Raw genomic sequence first — 25,730 nt, 5'->3', positions numbered from 1 at the left:
CCCTCAGTCCTCGCGGGCCGCGGTCAGATGTTCCGCGTGTTCCTGGAGGGAACGGACTCCGACCTCTCCCCGGTTGAGGGCGTCGATGCCCTGCACGGCGGCGGCGAGCGCCTGGACCGTGGTGAGGCAGGGGACGGAGCGGGCCACGGCCGCCGTACGGATCTCGTAGCCGTCGAGGCGGCCGCCCGTGCCGTACGGGGTGTTGATGATGAGGTCGACCTCGCCGTCGTGGATCAGCTGGACGATGGTCTTCTCGCCGTTGGGGCCCTCGCCCTCGCTGAGCTTGCGCACCACGGTGGCGTTGATGCCGTTGCGGCGCAGCACCTCGGCGGTGCCGGAGGTGGCCAGCAGCTCGAAGCCGTGGGCGACCAGCTCGCGGGCCGGGAAGATCATCGAGCGCTTGTCGCGGTTGGCGACCGAGATGAAGGTGCGGCCCTTGGTGGGCAGCGGGCCGTACGCTCCGGCCTGCGACTTGGCGTACGCCGTGCCGAAGACCGAGTCGATGCCCATGACCTCGCCGGTGGAGCGCATCTCCGGGCCCAGCACCGTGTCGACGCCGCGTCCGTGCATGTCGCGGAAGCGGCTCCACGGCATCACGGCCTCCTTGACGGAGATCGGCGCGTCGGGCGGCAGCGTGCCGCCGTCACCGGTCTTGGGCAGCATGCCCTCGGCGCGCAGCTCCGCGACGGTGGCGCCCAGCGAGATGCGGGCGGCGGCCTTCGCCAGCGGCACCGCGGTCGCCTTCGAGGTGAAGGGGACGGTGCGCGAGGCGCGCGGGTTGGCTTCGAGGACGTAGAGGATGTCCCCGGCCATGGCGAACTGGATGTTGATCAGTCCGCGTACGCCGACGCCCTTGGCGATGGCCTCGGTGGAGATCCGCAGACGCTTTATGTCGAAGCCGCCGAGGGTGATCGGGGGCAGCGCGCAGGCGGAGTCGCCGGAGTGGATGCCGGCCTCCTCGATGTGCTCCATGACGCCGCCGAGGTAGAGCTCGGTGCCGTCGTAGAGGGCGTCGACGTCGATCTCGATCGCGTCGTCGAGGAAGCGGTCGACCAGGACCGGACGGTCCGGGCTGATCTCGGTGGACTCCTCGATGTAGGAGGAGAGGCGGGTCTCGTCGTAGACGATCTCCATGCCGCGTCCGCCGAGCACGTACGACGGGCGTACCAGGACCGGGTAGCCGATCTCGTCGGCGATGGCCTTGGCCTCGGCGAAGGTGGTCGCGGTGCCGTGCTTGGGGGCCGGGAGACCGGCCTCGGCGAGCACGCGGCCGAACGCGCCCCGGTCCTCGGCGGCGTGGATGGCCTCCGGCGGGGTGCCGACGACGGGGACGCCGTTGTCCTTGAGCGCTTGGGCGAGACCGAGGGGGGTCTGGCCGCCGAGCTGGACGATGACACCGGCGATCGGGCCCGCGAGGGACTCCGCGTGGACGATCTCCAGCACGTCTTCGAGCGTGAGCGGCTCGAAGTACAGGCGGTCGGAGGTGTCGTAGTCGGTGGAGACGGTCTCCGGGTTGCAGTTGACCATCACGGTCTCGTAGCCCGCGTCGCTGAGCGCGAAGGAGGCGTGGACGCAGGAGTAGTCGAACTCGATGCCCTGGCCGATGCGGTTCGGGCCCGAGCCCAGGATGATCACTGCGGGCTTCTCGCGCGGCGCGACCTCGGACTCCTCGTCGTACGAGGAGTAGAAGTACGGGGTCTTCGCGGCGAACTCGGCGGCGCAGGTGTCGACCGTCTTGTAGACCGGGCGCACCCCCAGCGCGTGCCGGACTTCGCGGACGACGTCCTCGCGCAGGCCGCGGATCTCGGCGATCTGCACGTCGGAGAAGCCGTGGCGCTTGGCGTCGGCGAGCAGCTCGGGGTCGAGCTTGTCGGCCGCCGCGAGCTCGTCCGCGTACTCCTTGATCAGGAACAGCTGGTCGACGAACCAGGGGTCGATCTTCGTGGCGTCGAAGACCTCTTCCTGGGTTGCACCGGCGCGGATGGCCTGCATGACGGTGTTGATGCGGCCGTCGGTGGGGACCTTGGCGATCTCCAGGAGTTCGGCCTTGTCGCCGGGCTCGCCGACGAAGGTGAACTGCGAGCCCTTCTTCTCCAGCGAGCGCAGCGCCTTGTTGAGCGCCTCGGTGAAGTTGCGGCCGATGGCCATGGCCTCGCCCACCGACTTCATGGTGGTGGTGAGGGTGGCGTCGGCGGCCGGGAACTTCTCGAAGGCGAAGCGCGGGACCTTGACGACGACGTAGTCGAGGGTCGGCTCGAAGGAGGCCGGGGTCTTCTCGGTGATGTCGTTGGGGATCTCGTCCAGCGTGTAGCCGACGGCGAGACGGGCGGCGATCTTGGCGATCGGGAAGCCGGTCGCCTTCGACGCGAGCGCGGAGGAGCGGGAGACGCGCGGGTTCATCTCGATGACGATGATCCGGCCGTCGGTCGGGTCGATCGCGAACTGGATGTTGCAGCCGCCGGTGTCGACGCCGACCTCGCGGATGATCGCGATGCCGATGTCGCGGAGGCGCTGGTACTCGCGGTCGGTCAGCGTCATCGCCGGGGCGACGGTGATGGAGTCGCCGGTGTGGACGCCCATCGGGTCGAAGTTCTCGATGGAGCAGACGACCACGACGTTGTCGGCCTTGTCGCGCATCAGCTCCAGCTCGTACTCCTTCCAGCCGAGGATGGACTCCTCCAGGAGCACCTCGGTGGTCGGGGAGAGCGTGAGGCCCTGTCCTGCGATGCGGCGCAGCTCCTCCTCGTCGTGCGCGAAGCCGGAACCGGCGCCGCCCATGGTGAAGGAGGGGCGGACGACGACGGGGTAGCCGCCGAGGGTGTCGACGCCCTTGATGACGTCGTCCATCGTGTGGCAGATGACCGAGCGGGCGGACTCGCCGTACCCGATCTTCGCCTTGACGGCCTCGACGACGCCCTTGAAGAGGTCGCGGTCCTCGCCCTTGTTGATGGCCTCGACGTTGGCGCCGATCAGCTCCACGCCGTACTTCTCCAGCACGCCCTGCTCGTGCATGGAGATCGCGGTGTTCAGCGCGGTCTGGCCGCCGAGGGTCGGCAGGAGGGCGTCGGGGCGCTCCTTGGCGATGATCTTCTCGACGTACTCCGGGGTGATCGGCTCGACGTACGTGGCGTCGGCGATCTCCGGGTCGGTCATGATCGTCGCGGGGTTCGAGTTGACCAGGATGACCCGCAGGCCCTCGGCCTTGAGGATGCGGCATGCCTGGGTGCCGGAGTAGTCGAACTCCGCGGCCTGGCCGATGACGATCGGGCCGGAGCCGATGACCAGGACGGACTGGATATCGGTGCGCTTAGGCACGCTGGCCCTCCATGAGGTTCACGAAGCGGTCGAACAGGTAGGCCGCGTCGTGCGGTCCGGCTGCTGCCTCGGGGTGGTACTGGACGCTGAACGCGGGCTGGTCGAGCAGGTGCAGGCCCTCGACCACGTCGTCGTTGAGACAGACGTGGGAGACCTCGGCCCGGCCGTAGGGGGTGTCGGAGACCTTGTCGAGGGGCGCGTCGACGGCGAAGCCGTGGTTGTGCGCGGTGACCTCGACCTTGCCGGTGGTGCGGTCCTGCACCGGCTGGTTGATGCCCCGGTGGCCGTACTTCAGCTTGTACGTGCCGAAACCGAGCGCGCGGCCGAGGATCTGGTTGCCGAAGCAGATGCCGAACAGGGGGGTCTTCTTGGCGAGGACCTCCTTGATGACGGTCAGGTCGACGGTGGCCGGGTCGCCGGGGCCGTTGGACAGGAAGACGCCGTCGGGGTTCACGGCGTACAGGTCGTCGGCGGTGGCCGTGGCGGGCATCACGTGGACCTCGATGCCGCGCTCGGCCATCAGGCGCGGGGTCATGCCCTTGATGCCGAGGTCGATGGCGGCGACGGTGAACTTCTTCTCGCCGACCGCCGGGACGACGTACGTCTCCTTGGTGGCGACCTCGGCGGAGAGGTCGGCGCCCTTCATCTGGGGGGCCTGCTTGACCCGCTCCAGCAGGGTGGCCTCGTCGGCCAGGGCCTCGCCGGAGAAGATGCCGACGCGCATCGCGCCGCGCTCGCGCAGGTGGCGGGTGAGGGCGCGGGTGTCGATGCCGGAGATCCCGACGACGCCCTGCTTGACCAGCTCGTCGTCCAGGGAGCGCTGCGCGCGCCAGTTGGACGGGATGCGGGCGGGGTCGCGTACGACGTAACCCGCGACCCAGAACTTCGCCGACTCGTCGTCCTCGTCGTTGACGCCGGTGTTGCCCACGTGCGGGGCGGTCATCACGACGACCTGACGGTGGTACGAGGGGTCGGTGAGGGTCTCCTGGTAGCCGGTCATGCCGGTGTTGAACACCGCCTCGCCGAAGGTCTCCCCCACGGCCCCGTAGGCACGGCCGCGGAAGCTGCGGCCGTCCTCCAGGACGAGTACGGCGGGAGCCTGTCCGGCTCCCCGGGTGGAGATCGTCATCGTGCGGTGCCTTCCGTAGTACTGATCTTGGTGTCGTTGCTCATGGAGTTGATGGCCTCGACCCAGGCCGCGTGCTCCGCAGCTCTGTCGGAGCGGAAGCCGGAGTCGATCCGCTTGCCGCCGTGCTCCCAGGTGACGACCAGGAGGCCGCCCTCCGCGAGGACCTTGCCCGCGATGCCCTTGTCGAGGCGGGCCTCGACGAGCTGGGCGCGCGGGACGAAGAAGTCGTCCGCACCGGGTCGCACGACGTCGAGCCCCTGGTCGGTCAGGGTGAGCTCGACCCTGCTGCGGGTGCCGAGGCCCCGGGCCACGATCCGGTCGAGCCACTGCCCGGCGGTCGTGGAGCCGTGGTACCGGCCGTCCATCCTCAGCTTCGCCGCACCGGGCTCCAACGGCGATTCGGGGAGCTCGGGCAGGTCTGACTGGAGGGTGGCGCGCCACTTCCAGCCCTGGCGCATCAGCCAGTAGACGAGGACGACGAAGAGGGCGAGTCCGACGAGCCAGCCGATGCGTCCGGACCAGTTCGTCACCTCGGCCGACTTCTGCTCGGCCTCCGCTGCCAGGGTGATGAGGAGTGATGTCACGCGAGTTTCCCGTCCACGACCGTTGCCCGGCCCCGCAGGAAGGTGTGGGTGACGCGTCCCGGCAGCTCACGGCCCTCGTAGGGGGTGTTGCGGCTGCGGGAGGCGAAGCCCGCGGGGTCCACCTGTCCACGGTAAGCGGCGTCGACGAGGGTGAGGTTCGCGGGCTCCCCGGCGGCGATCGGGCGGCCGTGGCCCTCCAGGCGGCCGATGGCGGCGGGCTTGGCGGACATGCGCTCGGCGACGCCCGCCCAGTCCAGCAGGCCCGTCTCGACCATCGTCTGCTGGACGACGGACAGTGCGGTCTCCAGGCCCACCATGCCCATGGCGGCGGCGGCCCACTCGCAGTCCTTGTCCTCGTGCGGGTGCGGGGCGTGGTCGGTGGCGACGATGTCGATCGTGCCGTCGGCCAGCGCCTCGCGGAGCGCCAGGACGTCCTTCTCGGTGCGCAGCGGCGGGTTCACCTTGTAGACCGGGTTGTACGAGCGGACCAGCTCGTCGGTGAGCAGCAGGTGGTGCGGCGTGACCTCCGCCGTGACGTCGATGCCGCGCGACTTGGCCCACCGTACGATCTCCACCGAACCGGCGGTGGACAGGTGGCAGATGTGCACGCGGGAGCCGACGTGCTCGGCGAGCAGCACGTCGCGGGCGATGATCGACTCCTCGGCGACGGCGGGCCAGCCGCCGAGACCCAGCTCGGCCGAGACGACGCCCTCGTTCATCTGGGCGCCCTCGGTGAGGCGGGGCTCCTGGGCGTGCTGGGCGACGACGCCGCCGAACGCCTTCACGTACTCCAGGGCGCGGCGCATGATGACCGCGTCGTCGACGCACTTGCCGTCGTCGGAGAAGACCTTCACCCCGGCGGCCGAGTCGTGCATCGCGCCCAGCTCGGCGAGCTTCTTGCCCTCCAGGCCGACGGTGACGGCGCCGATGGGCTGCACGTCGCAGTAGCCGGACTCCTTGCCGAGCCGGTAGACCTGCTCGACGACACCGGCGGTGTCGGCGACCGGGAAGGTGTTGGCCATCGCGAAGACGGCGGTGAAACCACCGGAGGCGGCGGCCCGCGTGCCCGTCAGGACGGTCTCGGAGTCCTCGCGGCCCGGCTCGCGCAGGTGGGTGTGGAGGTCGACGAGGCCCGGCAGCAGGATCTTGCCCTCGGCCTCGACGACGGTCGCGTCGCCCGCGTCGATTCCGGTGCCGACCTGGACGATCGTCTCGCCGTCGATCAGGACGTCCTGGGCCTCGCCGCCCAGCACCTTCGCACCACGGATCAGGGTCTTGCTCATGTTTTCTGGCTCTCCTCGGTACGAGCGGAATTACTGGGCGGCGGCGGACTCGTTGCCGCCGAGAAGCAGATAAAGGACGGCCATCCGCACGGAGACGCCGTTGGCGACCTGCTCGACGACCGTGCAGCGGTCGGAGTCGGCGACCTCGGCGGTGATCTCCATGCCGCGGACCATCGGGCCGGGGTGCATGACGATGGCGTGCTCGGGCATCTTCGCCATCCGCTCGCCGTCCAGCCCGTACCTGCGCGAGTACTCGCGCTCGGTCGGGAAGAAGGCCGCGTTCATGCGCTCGCGCTGGACGCGGAGCATCATCACCGCGTCGGACTTGGCGAGGACGCTGTCGATGTCGTACGAGACCTCGGCGGGCCAGTTCTCGACGCCGATCGGCAGCAGCGTGGGCGGGGCGACGAGGGTGACCTCGGCGCCGAGGGTGTGCAGCAGGTCGACGTTCGACCGTGCGACCCGGCTGTGCAGGACGTCTCCGACCAGCGTGATGCGCTTGCCTTCGAGGTCCTGGCCGAGGCCCGCGTCCCGGCCGACCAGCCGCCGCCGCATGGTGAAGGCGTCGAGCAGGGCCTGGGTGGGGTGCTGGTGCGTCCCGTCACCGGCGTTGATGACGGTCGCGTCGATCCAGTCGGAGGTGGCGAGCCGGTAGGGGGCCCCGCTCGCGCCGTGCCGGATGACGACGGCGTCGACGCCCATCGCCTCCAGCGTCTGCGCGGTGTCCTTCAGCGACTCGCCCTTGCTGACGGACGACCCCTTCGCGGTGAAGTTGATGACGTCGGCCGACAGCCGCTTCTCGGCGGCCTCGAAGGAGATCCGGGTCCGCGTCGAGTCCTCGAAGAAGAGGTTGACGACGGTCCGCCCGCGCAGCGTGGGCAGCTTCTTGATCGGCCGGTCGGCGACCCGGGCCATCTCCTCGGCGGTGTCGAGGATCAGGACGGCGTCGTCGCGGGTGAGGTCGGCGGCCGAGATGAGGTGGCGCATCATCGGGGGTTCTCTCCAGGTGTACGGAGGAGGTGGGAAGGCATGACGGCAGGCGGCAGCGTCCCTGCGGCCCGGATCGCGGGCCGCACAGGAGGCAGGGGCTACTTGCTGTCGGCCGGGGCGGTCTGCTTGACGCCGAGCAGCACGGTGTCGCGACCGTCCTCCTCCGCGAGCAGGACCTTGACCGTCTCCCGCAGGGACGTGGGGAGGTTCTTGCCGACGTAGTCGGCGCGGATCGGCAGTTCGCGGTGGCCTCGGTCGACGAGGACCGCGAGCTGGACCGCGCGCGGACGGCCGAGGTCGCCCAGTGCGTCGAGGGCGGCGCGGATGGTGCGGCCGGAGAAGAGGACGTCGTCGACGAGGACCACCAGGCGGCCGTCGAGGCCGTCGCCGGGGATTTCCGTGCGAGCGAGGGCGCGCGCGGGGCGCATCCGCAGGTCGTCGCGGTACATGGTGATGTCGAGGGAGCCGACCGGCATCGGGCGGCCGGTGATCTCTTCGAGCTTGGCGGCGAGCCTGCGGGCGAGGAAGACACCGCGGGTCGGAATGCCGAGGAGAACCACGTCGTCGGCGCCCTTGGCGCGTTCGACGATTTCATGGGCGATACGGGTCAACACCCGGGCGATGTCGGGGCCTTCGAGAACGGGCCTGGCCGCATCGCCTTCGCCGGAAATTCCGGAATTGCTCTTGTTATTGCTGATGTCGCCGCTATTGCTGGTGTCCATATGAAACGGACCTCCTTCTCCGCCTCACGGGACGGTTCTTAAAGGACGTCGGATGTACGCGTTCCACGGTACCAGGGCTCTCGAACCCGCTTCTCCCCCGGGGTGGCGAACCCCTCGGATCCCTTCTCTCCCGGGGCTCCCACCCGTTCGGCTTGACGCATCCAAGTAACGCTGCGTAACCTCACAGTGAGTTACCAGCCACGCGGCGGAGCCGCAATGTTCCAGCGTCCGGGGAGCTTTATGTCCAGCGAATACGCCAAGCAGCTCGGGGCCAAGCTCCGGGCGATCCGCACCCAGCAGGGCCTTTCCCTCCACGGTGTCGAGGAGAAGTCCCAGGGCCGTTGGAAGGCGGTCGTGGTGGGTTCGTACGAGCGCGGCGACCGTGCCGTGACCGTGCAGCGCCTCGCCGAGCTGGCGGACTTCTACGGGGTCCCCGTCCAGGAGCTCCTGCCCGGCACGACCCCCGGCGGTGCCGCCGAGCCGCCGCCGAAGCTCCGTCTCGACCTGGAGCGTCTCGCGCACGTTCCGGCGGAGAAGGCCGGTCCGCTCCAGCGGTACGCGGCCACGATCCAGTCGCAGCGCGGCGACTACAACGGCAAGGTGCTGTCGATCCGTCAGGACGACCTGCGCACCCTGGCCGTGATCTACGACCAGTCGCCCTCGGTCCTGACCGAACAGCTCATCAGCTGGGGCGTCCTGGACGCGGACGCGCGTCGCGCCGTCGGCCACGAAGAGGTCTGAACCTCGACTCGTCGGCCCTGATGCCGCAAGAGAAGAAACGTACCGCCGGGGGCGGTGGGAGCCATCTGGTTCCTGCCGCCCCCGGCGGTTTTCGCGTACCTGTGTGACACGCCTCAGCCCCCTGGGCCCCCCCAGGGCCCGTACCTCGTGAGGCGGTGGCCCAGGGCCAAGGGACTCCGGACGCGGCGAAGGGCCTGCCGTACGGATGATCCGTACGGCAGGCCCTTCGTCAGCGGCGAAAACCCCGCGCCGAGAGCGTCAGCTCTCCTCGCGGCGCAGCTTCGGCTTCAAATCCTTGAAGCGGCCGAGGAGGCCGTTCACGAATGACGGGGACTCGTCGGTGGAGAACTCCTTGGCGAGCTGAACCGCCTCGTCGATCACCACGGCGTCCGGGGTCCCGTCCACCCACACCAGCTCGTACGTAGCGAGCCGGACGATGTTGCGGTCCACGACCGGCATCCGGTCGAGGTCCCAGCCCTCGGCATAGGTCTCGATGAGCTCGTCGATGCGGGGTGCGTACTGGGCGTACCCCTCGACGAGTTCCATCGTGTATTCGGTCACCGGCGGCTGTCGCTCGTCGCTCCGCGAGTGCCGGACCCAGTCCGCGAGGACATTCTGCACGGACGTACCGCGCTGATCGGCCTCGAAGAGGATCTGGAACGCGCGCTTGCGGGCGTTGTTGCGAGCGGCCACGGTTAGCTGTTCACCCGGCCGAGGTAGTCGCCCGTGCGGGTGTCGACCTTGATCTTCTCACCGGTCGAGATGAACAGCGGGACGCCGATCTCGTAGCCGGTCTCCAGGGTGGCGGGCTTGGTGCCACCGGTGGAGCGGTCGCCCTGCACGCCGGGGTCGGTGTGCTGGATGGTCAGCTCGACGGCGGCCGGGAGCTCGACGTAGAGCACCTCGCCGTCGTGCTGCGCGACGGAGGCGGTGAAGCCCTCGATCAGGAAGTTGGCGGTGTCGCCGACGGACTTGCGGTCGACCATGAGCTGGTCGTACGTGTTCATGTCCATGAAGACGAAGTAGTCGCCGTCCATGTACGAGAACTGCATGTCGCGACGGTCGATGGTGGCCGTGTCGACCTTGGTGCCGGCGTTGAACGTCTTGTCGACGACCTTGCCGGACATCACGCTCTTCAGCTTGGTGCGCACGAAGGCCGGGCCCTTGCCGGGCTTGACGTGCTGGAACTCGACGACGGACCAGAGCTGGCCTCCGTCGAGCTTGAGCACCATGCCGTTCTTGAGGTCGTTCGTGGAAGCCACGGTTGCGGAATCTCCTGGACTGGTGGAACGACCGACAGAACGCGCGCGGCCAGCTGAGACGCTAGAGCGCGAGCAGTTCCTTGGTCGTAATGGTGAGTAGCTCGGGTCCGCCGTCCGCCTCGGGGCGCACGACGAGAGTGTCGTCAATCCGGACTCCGCCCCGGCCAGGGAGGTGAACCCCCGGTTCGACGGTGACCGGCACACAAGCGTCCAGTTTACCCATGGCCGACGGTGCCAACTGCGGGTCCTCCACGATTTCGAGCCCCACGCCGTGTCCGGTGGCCGCCGGAAGCGCTTCCCCGTACCCTGCCGCCTCCAGTGACTGCCGTGCCGCTCGGTCCACTTCGCGGTACTCGACACCGGGCGCGAGGGCCTCCCTGCCCGCCCGCTGCGCGGCGAACACCAGGTCGTACAGCTCGATCTGCCACTCCGCAGGAGCCGTCCCGATCACGAACGTCCGCCCGATCTCGCACCGGTAGCCACGGAAATTCGCGCCGAGGCACACCGACAGGAAATCCCCCTCCTCCACACGCCGATCGGTCGGCCGGTGCCCGCCCCGCCCCGAATTCGGCCCCGTGCCCACGGACGTGGCGAACGCGGGCGAATCCGCCCCGTGATCGACGAGCCGCCGCTCCAGCTCCAGTGCCAGATGCCGCTCGGTCCGGCCCACGAGGATCGACTCCAGCAGCTCCCCCAGGGCCTGATCAGTGATCTCCGCCGCCGTCCGCAGACACGCGATCTCCTCCTGGTCCTTCACGATGCGCTGCTGCTCGACGGCGGACCCGAGCTCGGCCAGCCGCACCCGGGGCGCGACCGACTCCAGCGCCCGGTACCGCGCGACGGTCAGATGATGCTCCTCGACCGCCAGCGTCCCCGTCCCTGCCGCCGCCGCGAACCCCGCGGCCGCCACTGCCGCGTCCGCACCGGGCACGGGCAGCACACTCACCCGGAGCGCTTCGTCGGGCCGCCCCTCGACGGGAGTCCCCTCGGGCGTCCTCGGACACAGCAGCACGTCGCTCTGCGGCCCATCGGGCCCGATCAGGAGTACGGCGCCGGGCGGGGCACTGCCCGCGAGGTAGCGGACGTTGGCGGGCAGTGAGACGAGAACCGCCTCGCTCCCCGCGGCGGCCGCACGGTCGCGCAGCCGCCCACGACGAATTGCATGGGCATCGGACATGCTCCCCAACGTAGGTACGGCTCCCGTGCCCCGCCGTTTGTGCGCGTCCGACCGGGGCTGCGGACCTGCCCCCAGAGGGGCGGAGCCCACGGAAGCAGAGCCGGGCCTACCAGGTCGGCGGACTCGCCATCGCCCGGGCGAGCGTCTCGTCCAGCAGCCTCGCCGTCGTCGCCACATCGAACTGCGAGTTGTCGATGATGGGCAGCCCCGACCCGTACCACCCCGCCATCCGCCCGTGGATCCGAGCGACTTCCTCGTCGCTCAACCGCCGATTCCCACTCCGCTTCGCGTTCCGCTCCAGCACGACCTCCAGCCCGGGCAGCAGCACCACAGGCAGCAGCCCCGGTCCCACGTGCCGCTTCCACCCCCCGAGCCCCACCACCGGCCAGTCCGGAAAGACCGCGTCGTCCACGATGCAGGAGATGTTGTTCGCCAGGAAGTTCCGCGCCGCGAACCCACACGTCCGCCGGGCCAGCCGGTACTGCGCCTCGGAATGGTCGTTCCACCCGGACTGCGGGTCGGCGAACCCCGAGCAGACCCACTCGCGCACGTCGTCCAGGCTGATGTGCGCCGTCGGCACCCGCCGGCTCTGCGCCCAGTACTTGGCGACCGTCGTCTTGCCCGCCCCGGCCGGTCCTATCAGCAGCACGGCCAGCGTGGTGTTCCCCGTCCCGGCGTGCGCGGGAGCGGCGGCCCCCGGCGGCTGCGGCAACGGCACCGGTCCGCCCGGCGGCAGCTGGATGTGCCCCGTGGTGTCCCGCGCCCCCGACGGCACGGGCGCGTGCTGCGGCCCGGAATGCGGCTGCGGCGTCGGAATGTGCGGCTGCGGCGCCGGGGTGTGCGGCGGCGGCCCCTGAGGGGCGGGGGGCGGCCCGACGGGCGGGTGCGGCGCTCCGTGCGGGTGCGGGGCGGCGCTCGCCCACACCTGTCCAGAACCGTGCGGCGGTGGCAGTGGAGCCCCCACTACGTGCTGCATCCGGTGCCACTCCGTCTCGTACAGGCGACTGTTGCCGGGCTTACTCGGTACTCGGCGCATCGAAACCGCGAAGAATCGAACCCGTGTTGATGCTGACCCGAAAGGACCGGGTCGAACCCTCGAACGGTACCGCCCCCGGCCCTTCACCAGGTGAACGGCCAGGGGCGATGGTAAATGCCCGTACTGTCAGACGGCACGCCGGGCCGCCCCGTTGCTCCATGAGACGGAGCTCTCAGGCCCCGGGGCCCCCGAGCTCCTCCGCCAGCGCCCGCAGCGCCAGCCGGTACGACCCGATCCCGAAGCCAGCGATCGTGCCGCTCGCCACGGCGGCGACCACCGAGGTGTGCCGGAACTCCTCACGGGTGTACGGATTCGAGATGTGCACCTCGATCAACGGAGCCGTCCGCTGGGCCGCCGCGTCCCGCATCCCGTACGAGTAGTGGGTGAAGGCCCCCGGGTTGAGCACGACCGGAATCGAGCCGTCCGCCGCCTCGTGCAGCCAGCGGATCAGCTCGCCCTCGTCGTTGGTCTCCCGGACCTCGACGTCGAAGCCGAGCTCCTTCCCGAGCCCCCGGCACGCCTCGACCAGACCCGCGTACGAGGTCGCGCCGTACACGTCCGGCTCCCGCGACCCGAGCCGCCCGAGGTTCGGCCCGTTGAGCACGAACACCCGGCGGCTCACTTGGCGATCTCCGCGTGCGCCGCCAGCAGCATCGCCGGGTCGGGGCCCTCCAGCACGACCGGCTTGGCGAGCCCGTCCAGCACGATGAAGCGCAGCAGGTCGCCGCGCGACTTCTTGTCGACCTTCATGTTCTCGACGAGCTTGGGCCACTGGTCGCCCCGGTAGGTCAGCGGCAGCCCGACCGCCTCCAGGATGCTCCGGTGCCGGTCCGCGGTCGCGTCGTCCAACCGGCCCGCGATCCGGCCGAGTTCGGCCGCGAAGACCATGCCCACGGACACGGCCGCGCCGTGCCGCCAGTTGTACCGTTCGTTCTTCTCGATCGCGTGGCCGAGGGTGTGCCCGTAGTTGAGGATCTCGCGGCGTCCGGCCTCCTTGAGGTCCCCGGACACCACCTCCGCCTTGACCCGGATGGAACGCTCGATCAACTCGGCCGTGTGCGGCCCGGCGGGCGTCCGCGCCGCCTCCGGGTCCTCCTCGATCAGGTCCAGGATCACCGGGTCGACGATGAACCCCGCCTTGATGATCTCCGCGAGCCCCGACACGTAGTCGTTGACCGGCAGCGAGTCCAGCGCCGCGAGGTCGCACAGCACCCCGGCGGGCGGGTGGAAGGCGCCGACGAGGTTCTTGCCCTCGGCGGTGTTGATGCCGGTCTTGCCGCCGACCGCCGCGTCCACCATGCCGAGCACGGTCGTCGGCACGGCGATCCACCGCACGCCCCGCAGCCAGGTCGCCGCGACGAAGCCCGCGACATCGGTCGTGGCCCCTCCCCCGACGCCGACGATCACGTCGGTACGGGTGAAGTTGGTCTGCCCGAGCGCCTTCCAGCAGTACGCGGCGACCTCGACGGTCTTGGCCTCCTCGGCGTTCGGCAGCTGGATCGCGATGACCTCGTAGCCCTGGGCCGCCAGGTCCTCGCGCAGCGCCTCACCGGTCTCGGCGAGCGCCTCCGGGTGGAGCACGGCGACCCGCTTGGCCTTCTTCCCGATCAGCCCGGGAAGCTCGCCCAGCAACTGCCGCCCCACCAGCACCTCGTACGCCTGGGTGCCGTCCGTGCCACCGACGGTGATCCGCGTCGTTGCCGTTGCCTGCTCCGTCATGCGTCCTTCAACTCCAGTGCGTCGAGGACCGCCTGCGCGACCTCTTCGGGGGTGCGTCCGTCGGTGGCGACGACCACCCGGGCGACTTCGGTGTACAGGGTGCGGCGGGCCTCCATCAGCTCGCGCCACTGCTTGCGCGGATTGACGGCGAGCAGCGGACGGGCCTGGTTGAGACCGGTGCGCTTGACCGCCTCGTCGACGTCCATCGACAAATAGACGACGGGGTGCGCGGACAGCAGCTCCCGGGTCGACTCGTCGAGGATCGCCCCGCCGCCGAGCGCGAGCACACCCGTGTGCTCGGCGACGGCGACGCGCACGGCCTCCCGCTCAAGGTCCCGGAAGTACGGCTCGCCCTCGTCGACGAAGATGTCCGCGACCTCACGGCCCTGAGCAGCCACGATGTCCGCATCCGTATCCCGGTGCGGGACGCCGAGCCGCTCCGCGACCAGCGCGCCGACGGTGGTCTTCCCGACCCCCATCGGCCCCACCAGAACGACCTTGGGCCCGGTCACCGGATCTGGAGGTTGTCGAGGTACGACTGCACGTTGCGCCGCGTCTCGCCCACGCTGTCCCCGCCGAACTTCTCGGCGACCGCGTCCGCCAGCACCAGCGCCACCATGGCCTCGGCCACGATGCCCGCCGCCGGAACCGCGCACACGTCGGACCGCTGGTGGTGCGCCGCGGCGACCTCGCCGGTCGCCACGTCGATCGTCGCCAGCGCGCGCGGCACCGTCGCGATCGGCTTCATCGCGGCCCGTACGCGCAGCAGCTCACCGGTGGACATGCCGCCCTCGGTGCCACCGGCCCGGCCGGTGGTGCGCTTCACGCCGTCCGCCGTCGGCACGATCTCGTCGTGCGCCTTCGAGCCCGGCACCCGCGCCAGATCGAAGCCGTCGCCGACCTCGACGCCCTTAATCGCCTGGATACCCATGAGCGCACCCGCGAGCCGCGAGTCGAGCCGCCGGTCCCAGTGCGTGAACGAACCCAGCCCGACCGGCACGTTGTACCCCAGCACCTCGACCACCCCGCCGAGGGTGTCGCCGTCCTTGTGAGCCTGGTCGATCTCCGCGACCATCGCCTTCGACGCGTCCGCGTCCAGGCAGCGCACCGGGTCCTCGTCGAGCTTCGCCTCGTCCGAGGGGACGGGCAGCACACCGTACGGAGCCTTCGCCGCCGCCAGCTCCACCACGTGCGAAACGATCTCGATGCCGGTGGTCTGCTTGAGGTACGAACGGGCCACCGTGCCCAGCGCCACCCGCGCCGCGGTCTCCCGGGCGCTCGCGCGCTCCAGGACCGGACGGGCCTCGTCCAGGGCGTACTTCTGCATGCCTGCGAGGTCGGCGTGGCCGGGGCGGGGACGGGTCAGCGGCGCGTTGCGCGCCAGCTTGGCCAGTTCCTCCGGGTCCACGGGGTCGGCCGACATGACCTGTTCCCACTTGGGCCACTCGGTGTTGCCCACCATGATCGCGACGGGCCCGCCCATGGTGAGGCCGTGCCGCACGCCGCCGAGGAAGGTCACCTCGTCCTTCTCGAACTTCATCCGGGCGCCGCGCCCATAGCCGAGCCGCCGCCTGGCCAGCGCGTCCGCCACCATCTCCGTGGTGATCGGCACACCGGAGGGGAGGCCCTCCAGCGTCGCGACGAGTGCGGGTCCGTGGGATTCTCCCGCGGTCAGCCAGCGCAACCTGCTCAACGATGCTCCTCATGCTCGCGCCCGGAACTGCTACGACGCAGCCCGGATGCGCGGCCCGGACCCGCCGCCCCCGATCCTCCCACGTCCCGGCGTGCGCCCCCGCCCCCGGTCCAGCACTCGGACCCGACGGTCACCTTTCGGACAGCGCCCGCTCGCCCGCCGCCCGCATCGCGGCGAGCGGTGCGACGGGCACGCCCGTCATCTGCTCGACCTGCAACACCGCCTGGTGGACGAGGAGATCGAGCCCGCCGACCACCGCTCCCCCGCGCGCGGACCAGGCCGTCGCGAGGGGCGTGGGCCACGGCTCGTACAGCACGTCGAAAAGGGTCCCGGCGGCGTCCGGCACGTCCGCGGCCAGTGCGTCCGTCGTCCCGGCCGGTGTCGTCGCGATCACCAGGGGTGCCGCGAAGGCATCCCGGGCGTCGCTCCAGTCGGCCGTGCGTACGTCGACTTCCAGCCGCTCGCCCCAGGTCCGCATCTCGGCCGCGCGCGCTGCGCTGCGTACGTACGCGGTGACCGGTCCTGTGCAGATCCGGCCGAGCGCGGCGAGCGCGGAGGAGGCGGTGGCGCCGGCCCCGAGGACCGCCGCCGACCCGACCTTGTCCACGCCGCGCTCGCGCAGGGCGGAGACCATGCCGGGGATGTCGGTGTTGTCGCCCAGCTTCCGCCCGTCCTCGGTGAGGACGACGGTGTTGACCGCCTGCACGGAGGCCGCCGTCGCGCTGACCTCGTCGAGTAGCGGCATGATCGCGCGCTTGAGCGGCATGGTCAGCGAGAGCCCCGCCCACCCTCCGTCCAACTCCCTTACGAATGAAGGAAGTTGAGCCTCATCGACCTCGAAGCGGTCGTACGTCCAGCCGTCGAGCCCCAGCTCCGCGTAGGCGGCGCGGTGCAGGACGGGCGAGAGCGAGTGGGCGATGGGCTTGCCGAGGACGGCGGCCCGCCGCGCCTCAGCGGCCCTTCTGGCTCTCATTGAACTTTTCCTTCAGCTTGAGGAACTCGTCGTGCGTCTTGGCGAACTCGGTCTTGCTCTTGCCGTCGGTGGCCACGAAGTAGAGCCAACCGTCGCTCGTCGGGTTCACCGCAGCGCTGAGGGCGTCGTCGCTGGGGTTGTTGATGGGGCCGGGCGGCATACCGGTGTGCGAGTAGGTGTTGTAGGGGTGCTTGTCCTTCGTGATCGCGTCTTCGCCAATGTTGATGTTGCTCTGACCCTTGGCGTAGTTGTACGTCGAGTCGAACTGGAGCTTCCCCACGGTCTGCGGGTTGTACTTGAGGCGGTTGTAGATGACCTCGGAGATCTTGCGGTAGTCGTCGTGCGTCTTGCCCTCGGCCTCGACGAGGCTCGCCACGATGAGCAGTTCGAAGGGCTTGAGCTTCAGCTTCGACGCCTCGCCCGTGATGTTCTGCGCCTCGTAGTGCGAGGTCGCCCGCGAGACCATCTTCTTGAGCACGTCCTCGGGCTTGGTGCCCTTGGACATCGGATACGTACCGGGGTAGAGGAAGCCCTCCAGCCGGTCCATGATCTCCGGGTCCTTGGGCACCCAGGCGGGCAGGCCCAGCTCGTTCGCCTTCTCCTTGGCGACCTTCGTGGTGGTGCCCTTGGCGAGGTCGAGGCGCTTGTCGATGTCCGCGTAAACCGCGGCGTTGCGCTGGCCGGGTTTCACCATGAGGTTGCTGCGGCTCTTGGGATCGAGCATCAGCTCGACGGCGCTGGCCGCGGACATGCCCGAGCGCAGGACGTAGGCACCGGGCTGGAGGGTACGGCCCTTGGGGTTCTTCTCCGCCGCGGCCGTGAAGGCGTCGACGCTCTTGACGACACCGGCCTTCTTCAGCGCGTTGCCGATCTCGTTGAGACCCGCCTGGTCCTTGATCTCGACCGCGACCTGGCCCGAGCCCTCGCCGGAGAAGTCCTCGGCCGGGCCGAAGCGGGCCTTCCAGAAGTCGTAGCCGAAGTAGGCGATCCCGCCGAGTCCCCCCAGCAGGACCGCCGAAACCACCAGGCAGGCGACACCGTTGCGGCTCTTCTTCTTGCCTTTGCCGCCGCTCTTGCCGCCTTTGCCCCGGCGCGAGGCGGGCTCGTCGTACTCGTCCTCGTCGTCGCGGCCGCCGGAACCGGCCCGGTTGTCGTCGGTGCCGGTGAAGAAGGGGTGCTCCTCCTTGACCGGTGCGTCCGCGTCCCACTCGGTCTCCGGCTCGGGAGCGGCCCGGCGCTGGGAGGGGGGCTGCGGCGGCGGGTAGGCGTCGGCGGTGCCGTAGTGGTCCTGCTGCTCGCCGCCGTAGCCGGGCTGCTGGCCGCTGTAGGGGTCGGCCGCGTTCATCCCGTACGGAATGGCCTGGCCCTGGCCGGTGTCCCAGTCGGCCTGCTGCTGGCCGTACCCCTGCTGCTGGTACTGGCCGTTCTGCTGCTGGGCCTGCGCGTACTGACCGCTGTCGTACGCCTGGGGGTACTGGCCGCCGTTGTCGTGGCCCTGGCCGTACTGGCCGTTCTGCTGCTGGGCCTGCGGGTACTGGCCGCTGTCGTGCCCTTGGGCGTACTGGCCGTTCTGCTGCTGCGCCTGCGGGTACTGACCACTGTCGTAGTACGGCTGCTGGGGCTGCCCCTGCTGCGGCGGGTACTGCTGCTGCCCGGCGTAGGTCTGGTCATAGGGGGCCTGACCCTGTGCGGCCTGCTGCCCGCCCCAACCCTGGTCGCCCTGGTCCCCGTACTGTTGCTCACCGGGGGCCTGCGGGTACCACGGTTCGGAGCCTTGACCCCGGCCATACTCAGTCATCGGTCCCCTAGAGCCGCGAGGCGGCGGGTGTGGCGCGCGTGGGGCACGGCATCCGTCCCGCCTCAGATCCTGTGCGGCAGCTGTTCGAACGCCGCCACGGCGCGGAACGTTACCGTATCGCGATCAGACAACCACTTCGACGCCTTCGCCGGGGAGCTCTCCCGACACCCGTTCGGACTCAAGCGCGTTCTGAAGAATGACAATCGCGGCGGCCTGGTCGATGACGGACCGTCCCTTTTTGGACTTCACGCCCGAAGCGCGCAGCCCCTGGGCGGCCGTCACTGTGGTCATCCTCTCGTCGACGAGCCGTACGCCGATCGGGGCGATGCCCCGGGCGAGCTCCTGGGCGAAGGCGCGGACCTTGGCCGCGGCCGGGCCCTCGCCCCCGTTGAGGGAGCGAGGGAGACCGACCACGACTTCGAGGGGTTCGTACTCCTCGACGAGCTGGCGCAGCCGCCGGTGGGCGGCCGGGACGTCACGTCCCGGCACGGTCTCCACCGGCGTGGCGAGGACCCCGTCGGGGTCGCACGAGGCGACCCCGATCCGGGCGTCCCCGACGTCGATCGCGAGACGGCGTCCGCGTCGCATCAGGCCGTTTCCCCGACCATGCGCTCGACGGCGTCGATGGCGTCACCGATGGCCTCGACGCTGGTGCCGCCGCCTTGGGCGACGTCCGGCTTGCCGCCGCCGCCACCACCGAGGGTCTTGGCAGCGGTACGGACCAACTCACCGGCCTTGAGGCCGCGCTGACGGGCCGTCTCATTGGTGGCGATGACGGTCAGCGGGCGGCCGTTGGCCGTGGTGAACAGGGCCACGACGACGGCCCGGTCGCCCTGGATGCGACCGCGCACGTCGAGGACCAGCTTGCGCAGGTCGTCGGCGGACGTGCCGTCCGGCACCTGGCCGGTGACCAGCGCGACGCCCTTGACGTCCTTGGCACCGGCGACGAGTCCGGCGGCGGCCTGGAGCACCTTCTCCGCGCGGAACTTCTCGATCTCCTTCTCGGCGTCCTTCAGCTTGCCGAGCATGGAGGAGATCTTCTCCGGAAGCTCCTCGGCGCGGCCCTTCACCAGCTCCTGGAGCTGGGCGACGACCGTGTGCTCACGGGCCAGGAACTTGTACGCGTCGACGCCGACGAGGGCCTCGATACGTCGCACGCCCGAGCCGATGGACGACTCGCCGAGCAGCTTCACCAGGCCCAGCTGGGCGGTGTTGTGGACGTGCGTGCCGCCGCACAGCTCCTTGGAGAAGTCGCCGATGGTGACCACGCGGACGCGCTCGCCGTACTTCTCGCCGAACTCGGCGATGGCGCCCTGCTTCTTGGCCTCGTCGATCGACATGACCTCGGCGTGGACGTCCATCTCGTGCGAGAGGACCTCGTTGATCCGCTGCTCGACGTCGATCAGGACGTTGCCGGGCACGGCGGCCGGGGAGCCGAAGTCGAAGCGGAAGCGGCCGGGCTGGTTCTCGGAACCGGCCTGGGCGGCCGTCGGGCCGAGAGCGTCGCGCAGCGCCTGGTGGGTGAGGTGCGTGGCGCTGTGGGCGCGGGCGATGGCGTTGCGACGGTGTACGTCGATGATCGCCTGGGCCTGGGCGCCGACGGTGACCTCGCCGACCTGGACGACGCCCTTGTGGACGTACACGCCGGGTACGGGCTTCTGGCAGTCGCGGATCTCGACGATCGCGCCGCTGTCCAGCTTGATGCGGCCGGTGTCGCCGATCTGGCCGCCGCCCTCGGCGTAGAACGGGGTGCGGTCCAGGACGATCTCGACGTCGTCGCCCTCGGTGGCGACCGGGGAGGGCACGCCGTCGACGAGGATGCCGACGACGCGGGACTCGCCGACGGTGGAGGTGTAGCCGATGAAGTCGGTCTCGCCGGAGGCGTCCGCGATCTCACGGTAGCCGGACATGTCGGCGTGGCCGTGCTTCTTGGCCTGGGCGTCGGCCTTGGCGCGGTCCCGCTGCTCCTTCATGAGGCGGCGGAAGCCCTCCTCGTCCACCGAAAGGCCCTGCTCGGAGGCCATTTCGAGGGTGAGGTCGATCGGGAAGCCCCAGGTGTCGTGGAGCAGGAACGCCTTGTCGCCGGAGAGGACCTGGCCACCGGCGGCCTTGGTCTCGGTGACGGCGGTGTCCAGGATGTTGGTGCCGCCCTTGATGGCCTTGAGGAAGGCCGCCTCTTCGGCGAGGGCGACGCCCAGGATGCGCTGGCGGTCGGTGATGAGCTCGGGGTACTGCTGGCCCATCGTGTCGATGACCGTGTCCACGAGTTCCTGGACGACGGGTCCGGTGGCGCCCATGAGGCGCATGTTGCGGACGGCACGGCGCATGATGCGGCGCAGCACGTAGCCTCGGCCCTCGTTGCCGGGGGTGACGCCGTCGCCGATGAGCATGACGGAGGTGCGCATGTGGTCGGCGACCACGCGCATCGAGACGTCGCTGTTCTGGGCGGCGCCGTAGCGGACACCGGTCAGCTCGGTGGCCTTGTCCATGACGACGCGCAGGGTGTCGGTCTCGTACATGTTCTGTACGCCCTGGAGGATCATGGCGAGGCGCTCCAGGCCGAGGCCCGTGTCGATGTTCTTCGACGGGAGGTCGCCGAGGATCTCGAAGTCCTCCTTGCCGATGCCGGCGCCGCGCTCGTACTGCATGAAGACCAGGTTCCAGATCTCCACGTAGCGCTCGTCGTTGACGGCCGGGCCGCCCTCGACGCCGAACTCGGGACCGCGGTCGTAGTTGATCTCCGAGCACGGGCCGCAGGGTCCGGGGACGCCCATCGACCAGTAGTTGTCCTTCTTGCCCAGGCGCTGGATGCGCTCGGCGGGGACGCCGATCTTCTCGCGCCAGATCTCCTCGGCCTCGTCGTCGTCGAGGTAGACGGTGATCCAGAGCTTCTCGGGGTCGAGGCCGTAACCGCCGTCGTCGACGGACTTCGTCAGGATCTCCCAGGCGAAGCGGATGGCCCCTTCCTTGAAGTAGTCCCCGAAGGAGAAGTTGCCGCACATCTGGAAGAACGTGCCGTGCCGGGTGGTCTTGCCGACCTCTTCGATGTCCGGCGTGCGGACGCACTTCTGGACGCTGGTGGCGCGCTGCCAGGGGGCCTTGACCTCACCCAGGAAGTACGGCTTGAAGGGCACCATGCCCGCCGGGACCAGGAGCAGAGTCGGGTCGTCCGCGATGAGCGACGCCGAAGGGACAACGGTGTGACCGCGCTCCTCGAAGAAGCTCAGCCAGCGGCGACGAATTTCTGCCGACTCCATCAGTGGTCCTCATTCCGGTTGTACGAATTCCCGTTGTGGTACGGGGTCTTGGGGTTGTCGAGGGCAACGGCGTACCGCTGCGGGGGAAGCTCCCGTGCGTCGCCTGGCGCCGCGTCGAGGCCGAGCGCGTCGCCCAGTTCGGCCTCGCGCTGGACCATTCCGGCCCGGACGTCGAGCGCGAAGTCCTTGAGCTTGTGGCCCGCTTCGACCGCCTTGTCGGCGGCCTGCGCGGCGAGGCTCTCGGGGCTCAGCGCCTTGATCTTGCGGTTGACCTTCTGGGTGGCCCACACACCGGCTGCGGCGCCTGCGGTGAACCAGAATGTACGGCGGAACATCGCAGCCTCAGTTCTTGTTTCCGCGGAATCCCCGGCCACGGCGTGCGGCGGGCAGGGTCCGGCCGACGATCACGGTACGTTCCGGAGCCGGTGGCTCCGGCGACTTGCGGCGGCCGATCGCCCGGCGGACGCCGTACCCGAAGGCGGCGACCTTGACCAGGGGGCCGCCGAAGGTGGAGGCGACGGTGGTGGAGAGCGCCGAGGCGTTCGAGGTGACTTCCTGGACGTCGGACGCGATGGCGTCGACCCGGTCGAGCTGGGTCTGCGCGGAGCGGACGGTCGCGGAGGCGTCCGACAGCAGCGGAACCGCCTGGTCCGTCACCTCGGCCACCATGCGGGTGGTCGCCTTGAGCGTCTGCGCCAGCCTCACCAGCACCACGGCGAGGAAGGACACGAGGATCGCCCAGAAGACGGCCACCAGGATGCCGGCCACCTCTCCACCGGACACGATGCGCTCCCTGTTGGGTCGAGAAAAGTGCGAGAAATGTGCGTACGGAAAGTCGTTCCGCGAGCCTATCGCGCCGGGGCGGGCGGCCCGTACCGCATATCGCGGGTGCCGCACCGCGCCTCGTGGCGCGTCCTGCGCCGCGCCCCCACAACGCGCAAACCCGCCGCTCCCCGCTCCGGTGAGGGAGCGGGAAGACGACGGGCAGTGCACGCGAGTGCGTAAGTGCTGCGCCGAATCAGCGGGCGTAGTACTCGACGACCAGCTGCTCGTCGCAGATGACCGGGATTTCCTTGCGGTTCGGGTCGCGGTCCAGGCGGAAGGCCAGGGCCTTCAGGTTCACCTGGAGGTAGCGCGGGGTCTCGCCGTCCGTGTCGTAGCCACCCTCGCGGGCGACCTGGAACGGGACCTTCTCGCGGCTGCGCTCGCGGACCATCACGACGTCGTCGGGACGGACGCGGAACGACGGCTTGTCGACCTTGCCGCCGTTGACCTCGATGTGACCGTGCACGACCATCTGGCGGGCCTGGTAGATGGTGCGGGCGATGCCCGAACGCAGGACCAGGGCGTCGAGGCGACGCTCAAGCTCGACGACCAGCGCCTCGCCCGTCTTGCCTTCGGCCTTCTTGGCGCGGTCGTAGGCGCGCGCCATCTGGCGCTCGCTGATGTCGTACTGGGCGCGCAGACGCTGCTTCTCCAGCAGACGGACCTTGTAGTCCGAGTTCTGCTTGCGGCCACGGCCGTGCTCGCCCGGCGGGTAGGGGCGCGACTCGAAGTACTTGACGGCCTTCGGCGTCAGCGCAATGCCGAGCGCGCGGCTCTTCTTGACCTTGGGGCGGGACTGGTTCGGCACGAACCAACCTCTCTATCTGTGTGGAAAACGGCTTCACCAGGGTTAAGGGAGGTCGCATCCGCAGCCTGGGAAACCCCTCCATCGCTGGACGGGCAGCCGCTCCCTGGTCTGGGCACTATGTGCAGCACGCGAGTGGCCCACCGATCCGTGGGTTTCCCCGGGATGATGGGCTGCCCGCGACACCTTCAACGGTGCGCGACGCTCCTGGAACACTCCCCGAGGGGGGTTCCGGCTGCATGTCCCGTTCTGGTGATGCCGGTACGGGACCGGACACGGGACGCAGCGCTTCGGTCGATTGTACGGGGTCCCGCGCGATGGTGCGGACCGGGCCGGTCAGGGGCAGGTCCCGAGCATCTCGTACAGCGCGCCCTTCTCGGGCGGGGTCACCGTCAGCGCGTACGCGGTCTTGATGCCGGTCCAGCGGCGCGCGTACGCGCACCAGTACTCACGCCGCGGTTTCCACTTGTCGGGGGTCTTGCTGCTCTTCTCGTAGTTCGCCCGCTTGTCCACGGCGAGCAGCACGTCGAGGTCGTTGGCGTACGTCAGCCGCTTCTGGGGGGTCCATGCCCACGCTCCCGCCCGCCAGGCCGCGCCGAGCGGGACGACGTGGTCGGTCTGGATCTGTGAGGCGCGGCGGTAGGAGTAAGGCAGTTCCCTGCCGGTGTACGGGTCGTGGAGCACGCCGGACAGCGGGACGCAGGCGTCCGGGTCGCCCTGCTCGATCACGGTCAGGTCCCGGTGGAGGACGTCGTCGCGGGTGTCGCAGCCGTTGCGCCCGCCCAGGGCGTCGGTGTCGTCGGACCAGGTCTCGCCGAACTCGGCTCGCCGGTACGTCTCCCCCTTCTTGCCCCGGGCGACGGTGAGCCCGGCCAGCTCGCGGCGGGCGCGGTCGGCGTCCGGCGGGAAGCCGTGGCGGGTGAGCGGCACGGGCGAGGGCCGCTCGGGCGGGGTCCCGGCCTGGTGGCAGCCGGTCAGCAGGAGGGGGCAGAGCAGCAGAACCGGCAGTCCTCGGGCCATGCTCCGGAGCGTAACCGCGTGGGTGCGCCGGCGCCTGCTTCTGTCACCCCTTCCCGTTCAGCCTCTCCCGTACCTTCTCCACCACGTCCGCGTACCGTGCCTCGGCCCCGTACCGGGTGGGGCGGTAGTACTCCTTGTCCTTGATCTCGTCCGGGGCGTACTGCTGGGCGGCGATGCCCCCGGGGACGTCGTGCGGGTAGACGTACCCCTGGGCGTGGCCGAGCTTGGCCGCGCCCTTGTAGTGCCCGTCGCGCAGGTGCGCCGGGACGGCCCCGGCCAGGCCGTTGCGTACGTCTGCCTGGGCGGCCTGGATGGCGAGGGTCGCGGCGTTGGACTTGGGGGCCAGCGCGAGCGCGATGGTGGCGTGGCTGAGGGTCAGGGCCGCCTCGGGGAAGCCGATCATGGCGACGGCCTGGGCGGCGGCGACCGCCGTGGGCAGGGCGGTGGGGTCGGCGAGGCCGATGTCCTCACTGGCGGAGATCATCAGGCGCCGCGCGATGAAGCGGGGGTCCTCGCCCGCCTCGATCATGCGGGCCAGGTAGTGCAGGGCTGCGTCCACATCCGATCCGCGGATGGACTTGATGAGGGCGCTGGCGACGTCGTAGTGCTGGTCGCCGTCGCGGTCGTAGCGGACGGCTGCCCGGTCGACGGCCTCCTCGACCGTTTCGAGCGTGATCTCCGGCTCGCCCTTGGAGATCGCCGCTCCGGCCGCCGCTTCCAGGGCGGTCAGGGCGCGGCGGGCGTCGCCGCCCGCGATGCGCAGGATGTGGTCCTCGGCGTCCTTCGGCAGGGTGACCGCGCCGCCGAGGCCGCGCTCCTCGGTGAGGGCCCGGTGCAGCAGGCCGCGCAGGTCCTCGTCGGTGAGGGATTCGAGGGTGAGGAGCAGGGAGCGGGACAGCAGCGGCGAGATGATCGAGAAGTACGGGTTCTCGGTGGTGGCCGCGATGAGGGTGACCCAGCGGTTCTCCACGGCGGGCAGCAGGGAGTCCTGCTGGGCCTTGCTGAAGCGGTGGATCTCGTCGAGGAAGAGGACGGTCTCCTTGCCGTAGCCGCCGGAGGCGCGGCGGGCGCCCTCGATGACGGCCCGGACCTCCTTCACGCCCGCGGTGATCGCGGAGAGTTCGACGAACCGCTTCTGGGTGGCCTGGCTGACGACGTACGCGAGGGTCGTCTTTCCGATGCCGGGCGGCCCCCAGAGGATCACGGACGACGCCCCCGCGGGACCGCCGCCGCCTTCCCCGACGAGACGGCGCAGCGGCGATCCCGGCTTCAGGAGGTGCTTCTGTCCGAAGACCTCGTCGAGGGTGCGCGGGCGCATCCGGACGGCCAGGGGGCTGCTGGACGGGTCGCTCGCCTGGCGTTCTTCTGCTGCTGCGGTAAAGAGATCGGGCTCCACGCTCA

The 25,730-nt window shown here is 70.1% G+C and carries 24 protein-coding genes; 1 reads left to right on the top strand and 23 read right to left on the bottom strand.

Features of this window, described 5'->3' with window-relative positions; translation table 11 throughout:
- Nucleotides 1–3: 3 nt before the first annotated feature.
- The 6 genes from carB to pyrR all read right to left on the bottom strand — a co-directional run bounded on the left by carB (nt 4) and on the right by pyrR (nt 8,023).
- Nucleotides 4–3,315 (bottom strand): carbamoyl-phosphate synthase large subunit, encoded by a 3,312-nt coding sequence (carB, locus tag OG897_RS14095; RefSeq protein ID WP_266656284.1) that lies wholly within the window; start codon nt 3,313–3,315, stop codon nt 4–6.
- Nucleotides 3,308–4,444, bottom strand: coding sequence for a glutamine-hydrolyzing carbamoyl-phosphate synthase small subunit (gene carA / locus OG897_RS14090; protein WP_266656282.1), 1,137 nt, complete (start codon nt 4,442–4,444; stop codon nt 3,308–3,310). Before carA ends, carB begins: the two co-directional genes overlap by 8 nt.
- Nucleotides 4,441–5,028, bottom strand: coding sequence for a hypothetical protein (locus OG897_RS14085; protein WP_266656280.1), 588 nt, complete (start codon nt 5,026–5,028; stop codon nt 4,441–4,443). The genes carA and OG897_RS14085 overlap by 4 nt, the downstream gene beginning before the upstream one ends.
- Nucleotides 5,025–6,311, bottom strand: coding sequence for a dihydroorotase (locus OG897_RS14080; RefSeq protein WP_266656278.1), 1,287 nt, complete (start codon nt 6,309–6,311; stop codon nt 5,025–5,027). Before OG897_RS14080 ends, OG897_RS14085 begins: the two co-directional genes overlap by 4 nt.
- Before the next feature lie 30 nt (nt 6,312–6,341).
- Nucleotides 6,342–7,301 carry an aspartate carbamoyltransferase catalytic subunit gene (locus tag OG897_RS14075; RefSeq protein ID WP_189827348.1) on the bottom strand — a complete coding sequence of 320 codons (960 nt, stop codon included), beginning with the start codon at nt 7,299–7,301 and terminating at the stop codon, nt 6,342–6,344.
- Nucleotides 7,302–7,399: 98 nt separating this feature from the next.
- Nucleotides 7,400–8,023 carry a bifunctional pyr operon transcriptional regulator/uracil phosphoribosyltransferase PyrR gene (gene pyrR / locus OG897_RS14070; protein ID WP_266656275.1) on the bottom strand — a complete coding sequence of 208 codons (624 nt, stop codon included), beginning with the start codon at nt 8,021–8,023 and terminating at the stop codon, nt 7,400–7,402.
- Between the two features lie 240 nt (nt 8,024–8,263).
- On the opposite strand from pyrR, the gene bldD reads away from it, so the two are divergent.
- Nucleotides 8,264–8,764 carry a transcriptional regulator BldD gene (bldD, locus tag OG897_RS14065; protein WP_185030598.1) on the top strand — a complete coding sequence of 167 codons (501 nt, stop codon included), beginning with the start codon at nt 8,264–8,266 and terminating at the stop codon, nt 8,762–8,764.
- Between the two features lie 258 nt (nt 8,765–9,022).
- Here the strand turns inward: bldD and nusB are convergent, their stop codons facing one another.
- From nusB to OG897_RS13980, 17 genes are all read right to left on the bottom strand, one after another.
- Nucleotides 9,023–9,457, bottom strand: a complete 435-nt coding sequence (gene nusB / locus OG897_RS14060) for a transcription antitermination factor NusB (protein WP_266656273.1) — start codon at nt 9,455–9,457, stop codon at nt 9,023–9,025.
- A gap of 2 nt (nt 9,458–9,459) precedes the next feature.
- A complete protein-coding gene (gene efp / locus OG897_RS14055; RefSeq protein WP_266656271.1) occupies nt 9,460–10,026 on the bottom strand; it encodes an elongation factor P in 567 nt (188 codons plus the stop codon).
- A 61-nt stretch (nt 10,027–10,087) separates the two neighbouring features.
- Nucleotides 10,088–11,203, bottom strand: a complete 1,116-nt coding sequence (locus OG897_RS14050; protein WP_266656269.1) for an aminopeptidase P family protein — start codon at nt 11,201–11,203, stop codon at nt 10,088–10,090.
- A gap of 106 nt (nt 11,204–11,309) precedes the next feature.
- Nucleotides 11,310–12,179 (bottom strand): Pro-rich N-terminal domain-containing protein, encoded by an 870-nt coding sequence (locus OG897_RS14045; RefSeq protein WP_266656267.1) that lies wholly within the window; start codon nt 12,177–12,179, stop codon nt 11,310–11,312.
- 232 nt (nt 12,180–12,411) lie between these two features.
- Nucleotides 12,412–12,861 (bottom strand): type II 3-dehydroquinate dehydratase, encoded by a 450-nt coding sequence (gene aroQ, locus OG897_RS14040; RefSeq protein ID WP_266656265.1) that lies wholly within the window; start codon nt 12,859–12,861, stop codon nt 12,412–12,414.
- A complete protein-coding gene (aroB, locus tag OG897_RS14035) occupies nt 12,858–13,958 on the bottom strand; it encodes a 3-dehydroquinate synthase (RefSeq protein ID WP_266656263.1) in 1,101 nt (366 codons plus the stop codon). The genes aroQ and aroB overlap by 4 nt, the downstream gene beginning before the upstream one ends.
- Nucleotides 13,955–14,470, bottom strand: a complete 516-nt coding sequence (locus OG897_RS14030; RefSeq protein WP_266656261.1) for a shikimate kinase — start codon at nt 14,468–14,470, stop codon at nt 13,955–13,957. The genes aroB and OG897_RS14030 overlap by 4 nt, the downstream gene beginning before the upstream one ends.
- Complete coding sequence (aroC, locus tag OG897_RS14025; protein ID WP_266656259.1) at nt 14,467–15,651, bottom strand: chorismate synthase; 1,185 nt, start codon at nt 15,649–15,651, stop codon at nt 14,467–14,469. The genes OG897_RS14030 and aroC overlap by 4 nt, the downstream gene beginning before the upstream one ends.
- A gap of 130 nt (nt 15,652–15,781) precedes the next feature.
- Nucleotides 15,782–16,624 (bottom strand): shikimate dehydrogenase, encoded by an 843-nt coding sequence (locus tag OG897_RS14020; RefSeq protein ID WP_266656257.1) that lies wholly within the window; start codon nt 16,622–16,624, stop codon nt 15,782–15,784.
- Nucleotides 16,602–18,422 carry an endolytic transglycosylase MltG gene (gene mltG, locus OG897_RS14015; RefSeq protein ID WP_266656255.1) on the bottom strand — a complete coding sequence of 607 codons (1,821 nt, stop codon included), beginning with the start codon at nt 18,420–18,422 and terminating at the stop codon, nt 16,602–16,604. Before mltG ends, OG897_RS14020 begins: the two co-directional genes overlap by 23 nt.
- Before the next feature lie 123 nt (nt 18,423–18,545).
- The gene (ruvX, locus tag OG897_RS14010) at nt 18,546–19,010 is read right to left on the bottom strand and encodes a Holliday junction resolvase RuvX (protein WP_266656253.1); all 465 of its coding nucleotides are present in this window, start codon (nt 19,008–19,010) and stop codon (nt 18,546–18,548) included.
- Entirely contained in the window at nt 19,010–21,679 is a 2,670-nt protein-coding gene (gene alaS / locus OG897_RS14005; protein ID WP_266656251.1) for an alanine--tRNA ligase, read from the bottom strand. The genes ruvX and alaS overlap by 1 nt, the downstream gene beginning before the upstream one ends.
- Entirely contained in the window at nt 21,679–22,014 is a 336-nt protein-coding gene (locus OG897_RS14000; RefSeq protein WP_266656250.1) for a DUF6167 family protein, read from the bottom strand. Before OG897_RS14000 ends, alaS begins: the two co-directional genes overlap by 1 nt.
- 7 nt (nt 22,015–22,021) lie before the next feature.
- On the bottom strand, nt 22,022–22,462 hold the full coding sequence (locus OG897_RS13995) for a DUF948 domain-containing protein (RefSeq protein ID WP_266656249.1): 441 nt from the start codon (nt 22,460–22,462) through the stop codon (nt 22,022–22,024).
- A gap of 235 nt (nt 22,463–22,697) precedes the next feature.
- Complete coding sequence (rpsD, locus tag OG897_RS13990) at nt 22,698–23,312, bottom strand: 30S ribosomal protein S4 (RefSeq protein WP_185030621.1); 615 nt, start codon at nt 23,310–23,312, stop codon at nt 22,698–22,700.
- Nucleotides 23,313–23,645: 333 nt separating this feature from the next.
- Entirely contained in the window at nt 23,646–24,329 is a 684-nt protein-coding gene (locus OG897_RS13985; RefSeq protein ID WP_266656246.1) for an HNH endonuclease family protein, read from the bottom strand.
- 43 nt (nt 24,330–24,372) lie between these two features.
- Nucleotides 24,373–25,725, bottom strand: a complete 1,353-nt coding sequence (locus OG897_RS13980) for a replication-associated recombination protein A (RefSeq protein ID WP_266656244.1) — start codon at nt 25,723–25,725, stop codon at nt 24,373–24,375.
- Nucleotides 25,726–25,730 lie beyond the last annotated feature (5 nt).

It is taken from the genome of Streptomyces sp. NBC_00237 (assembly GCF_026342435.1).
Taxonomy (GTDB): Bacteria; Actinomycetota; Actinomycetes; order Streptomycetales; family Streptomycetaceae; genus Streptomyces.
The sequence above is the reverse complement of the archived record's forward strand: the minus strand, read 5'-3'. Positions and strand labels throughout refer to the sequence as shown.

Excerpts from the sequence above, each read along its gene's own strand:
- OG897_RS14020 (WP_266656257.1), bottom strand. The coding sequence starts at position 16,624 with ATGAGAGCCAGAAGGGCCGCTGAGGCGCGGCGGGCCGCCGTCCTCGGC.
- carA (WP_266656282.1), bottom strand. The coding sequence starts at position 4,444 with ATGACGATCTCCACCCGGGGAGCCGGACAGGCTCCCGCCGTACTCGTC.
- pyrR (WP_266656275.1), bottom strand. The coding sequence starts at position 8,023 with ATGGACACCAGCAATAGCGGCGACATCAGCAATAACAAGAGCAATTCC.
- bldD (WP_185030598.1), top strand. The coding sequence starts at position 8,264 with ATGTCCAGCGAATACGCCAAGCAGCTCGGGGCCAAGCTCCGGGCGATC.
- alaS (WP_266656251.1), bottom strand. The coding sequence starts at position 21,679 with ATGGAGTCGGCAGAAATTCGTCGCCGCTGGCTGAGCTTCTTCGAGGAG.
- OG897_RS14075 (WP_189827348.1), bottom strand. The coding sequence starts at position 7,301 with ATGATGCGCCACCTCATCTCGGCCGCCGACCTCACCCGCGACGACGCC.
- OG897_RS14080 (WP_266656278.1), bottom strand. The coding sequence starts at position 6,311 with ATGAGCAAGACCCTGATCCGTGGTGCGAAGGTGCTGGGCGGCGAGGCC.
- aroB (WP_266656263.1), bottom strand. The coding sequence starts at position 13,958 with ATGACGGAGCAGGCAACGGCAACGACGCGGATCACCGTCGGTGGCACG.
- OG897_RS14045 (WP_266656267.1), bottom strand. The coding sequence starts at position 12,179 with ATGCAGCACGTAGTGGGGGCTCCACTGCCACCGCCGCACGGTTCTGGA.
- ruvX (WP_266656253.1), bottom strand. The coding sequence starts at position 19,010 with ATGCGACGCGGACGCCGTCTCGCGATCGACGTCGGGGACGCCCGGATC.
- OG897_RS14000 (WP_266656250.1), bottom strand. The coding sequence starts at position 22,014 with ATGTTCCGCCGTACATTCTGGTTCACCGCAGGCGCCGCAGCCGGTGTG.
- OG897_RS14050 (WP_266656269.1), bottom strand. The coding sequence starts at position 11,203 with ATGTCCGATGCCCATGCAATTCGTCGTGGGCGGCTGCGCGACCGTGCG.
- OG897_RS13985 (WP_266656246.1), bottom strand. The coding sequence starts at position 24,329 with ATGGCCCGAGGACTGCCGGTTCTGCTGCTCTGCCCCCTCCTGCTGACC.
- mltG (WP_266656255.1), bottom strand. The coding sequence starts at position 18,422 with ATGACTGAGTATGGCCGGGGTCAAGGCTCCGAACCGTGGTACCCGCAG.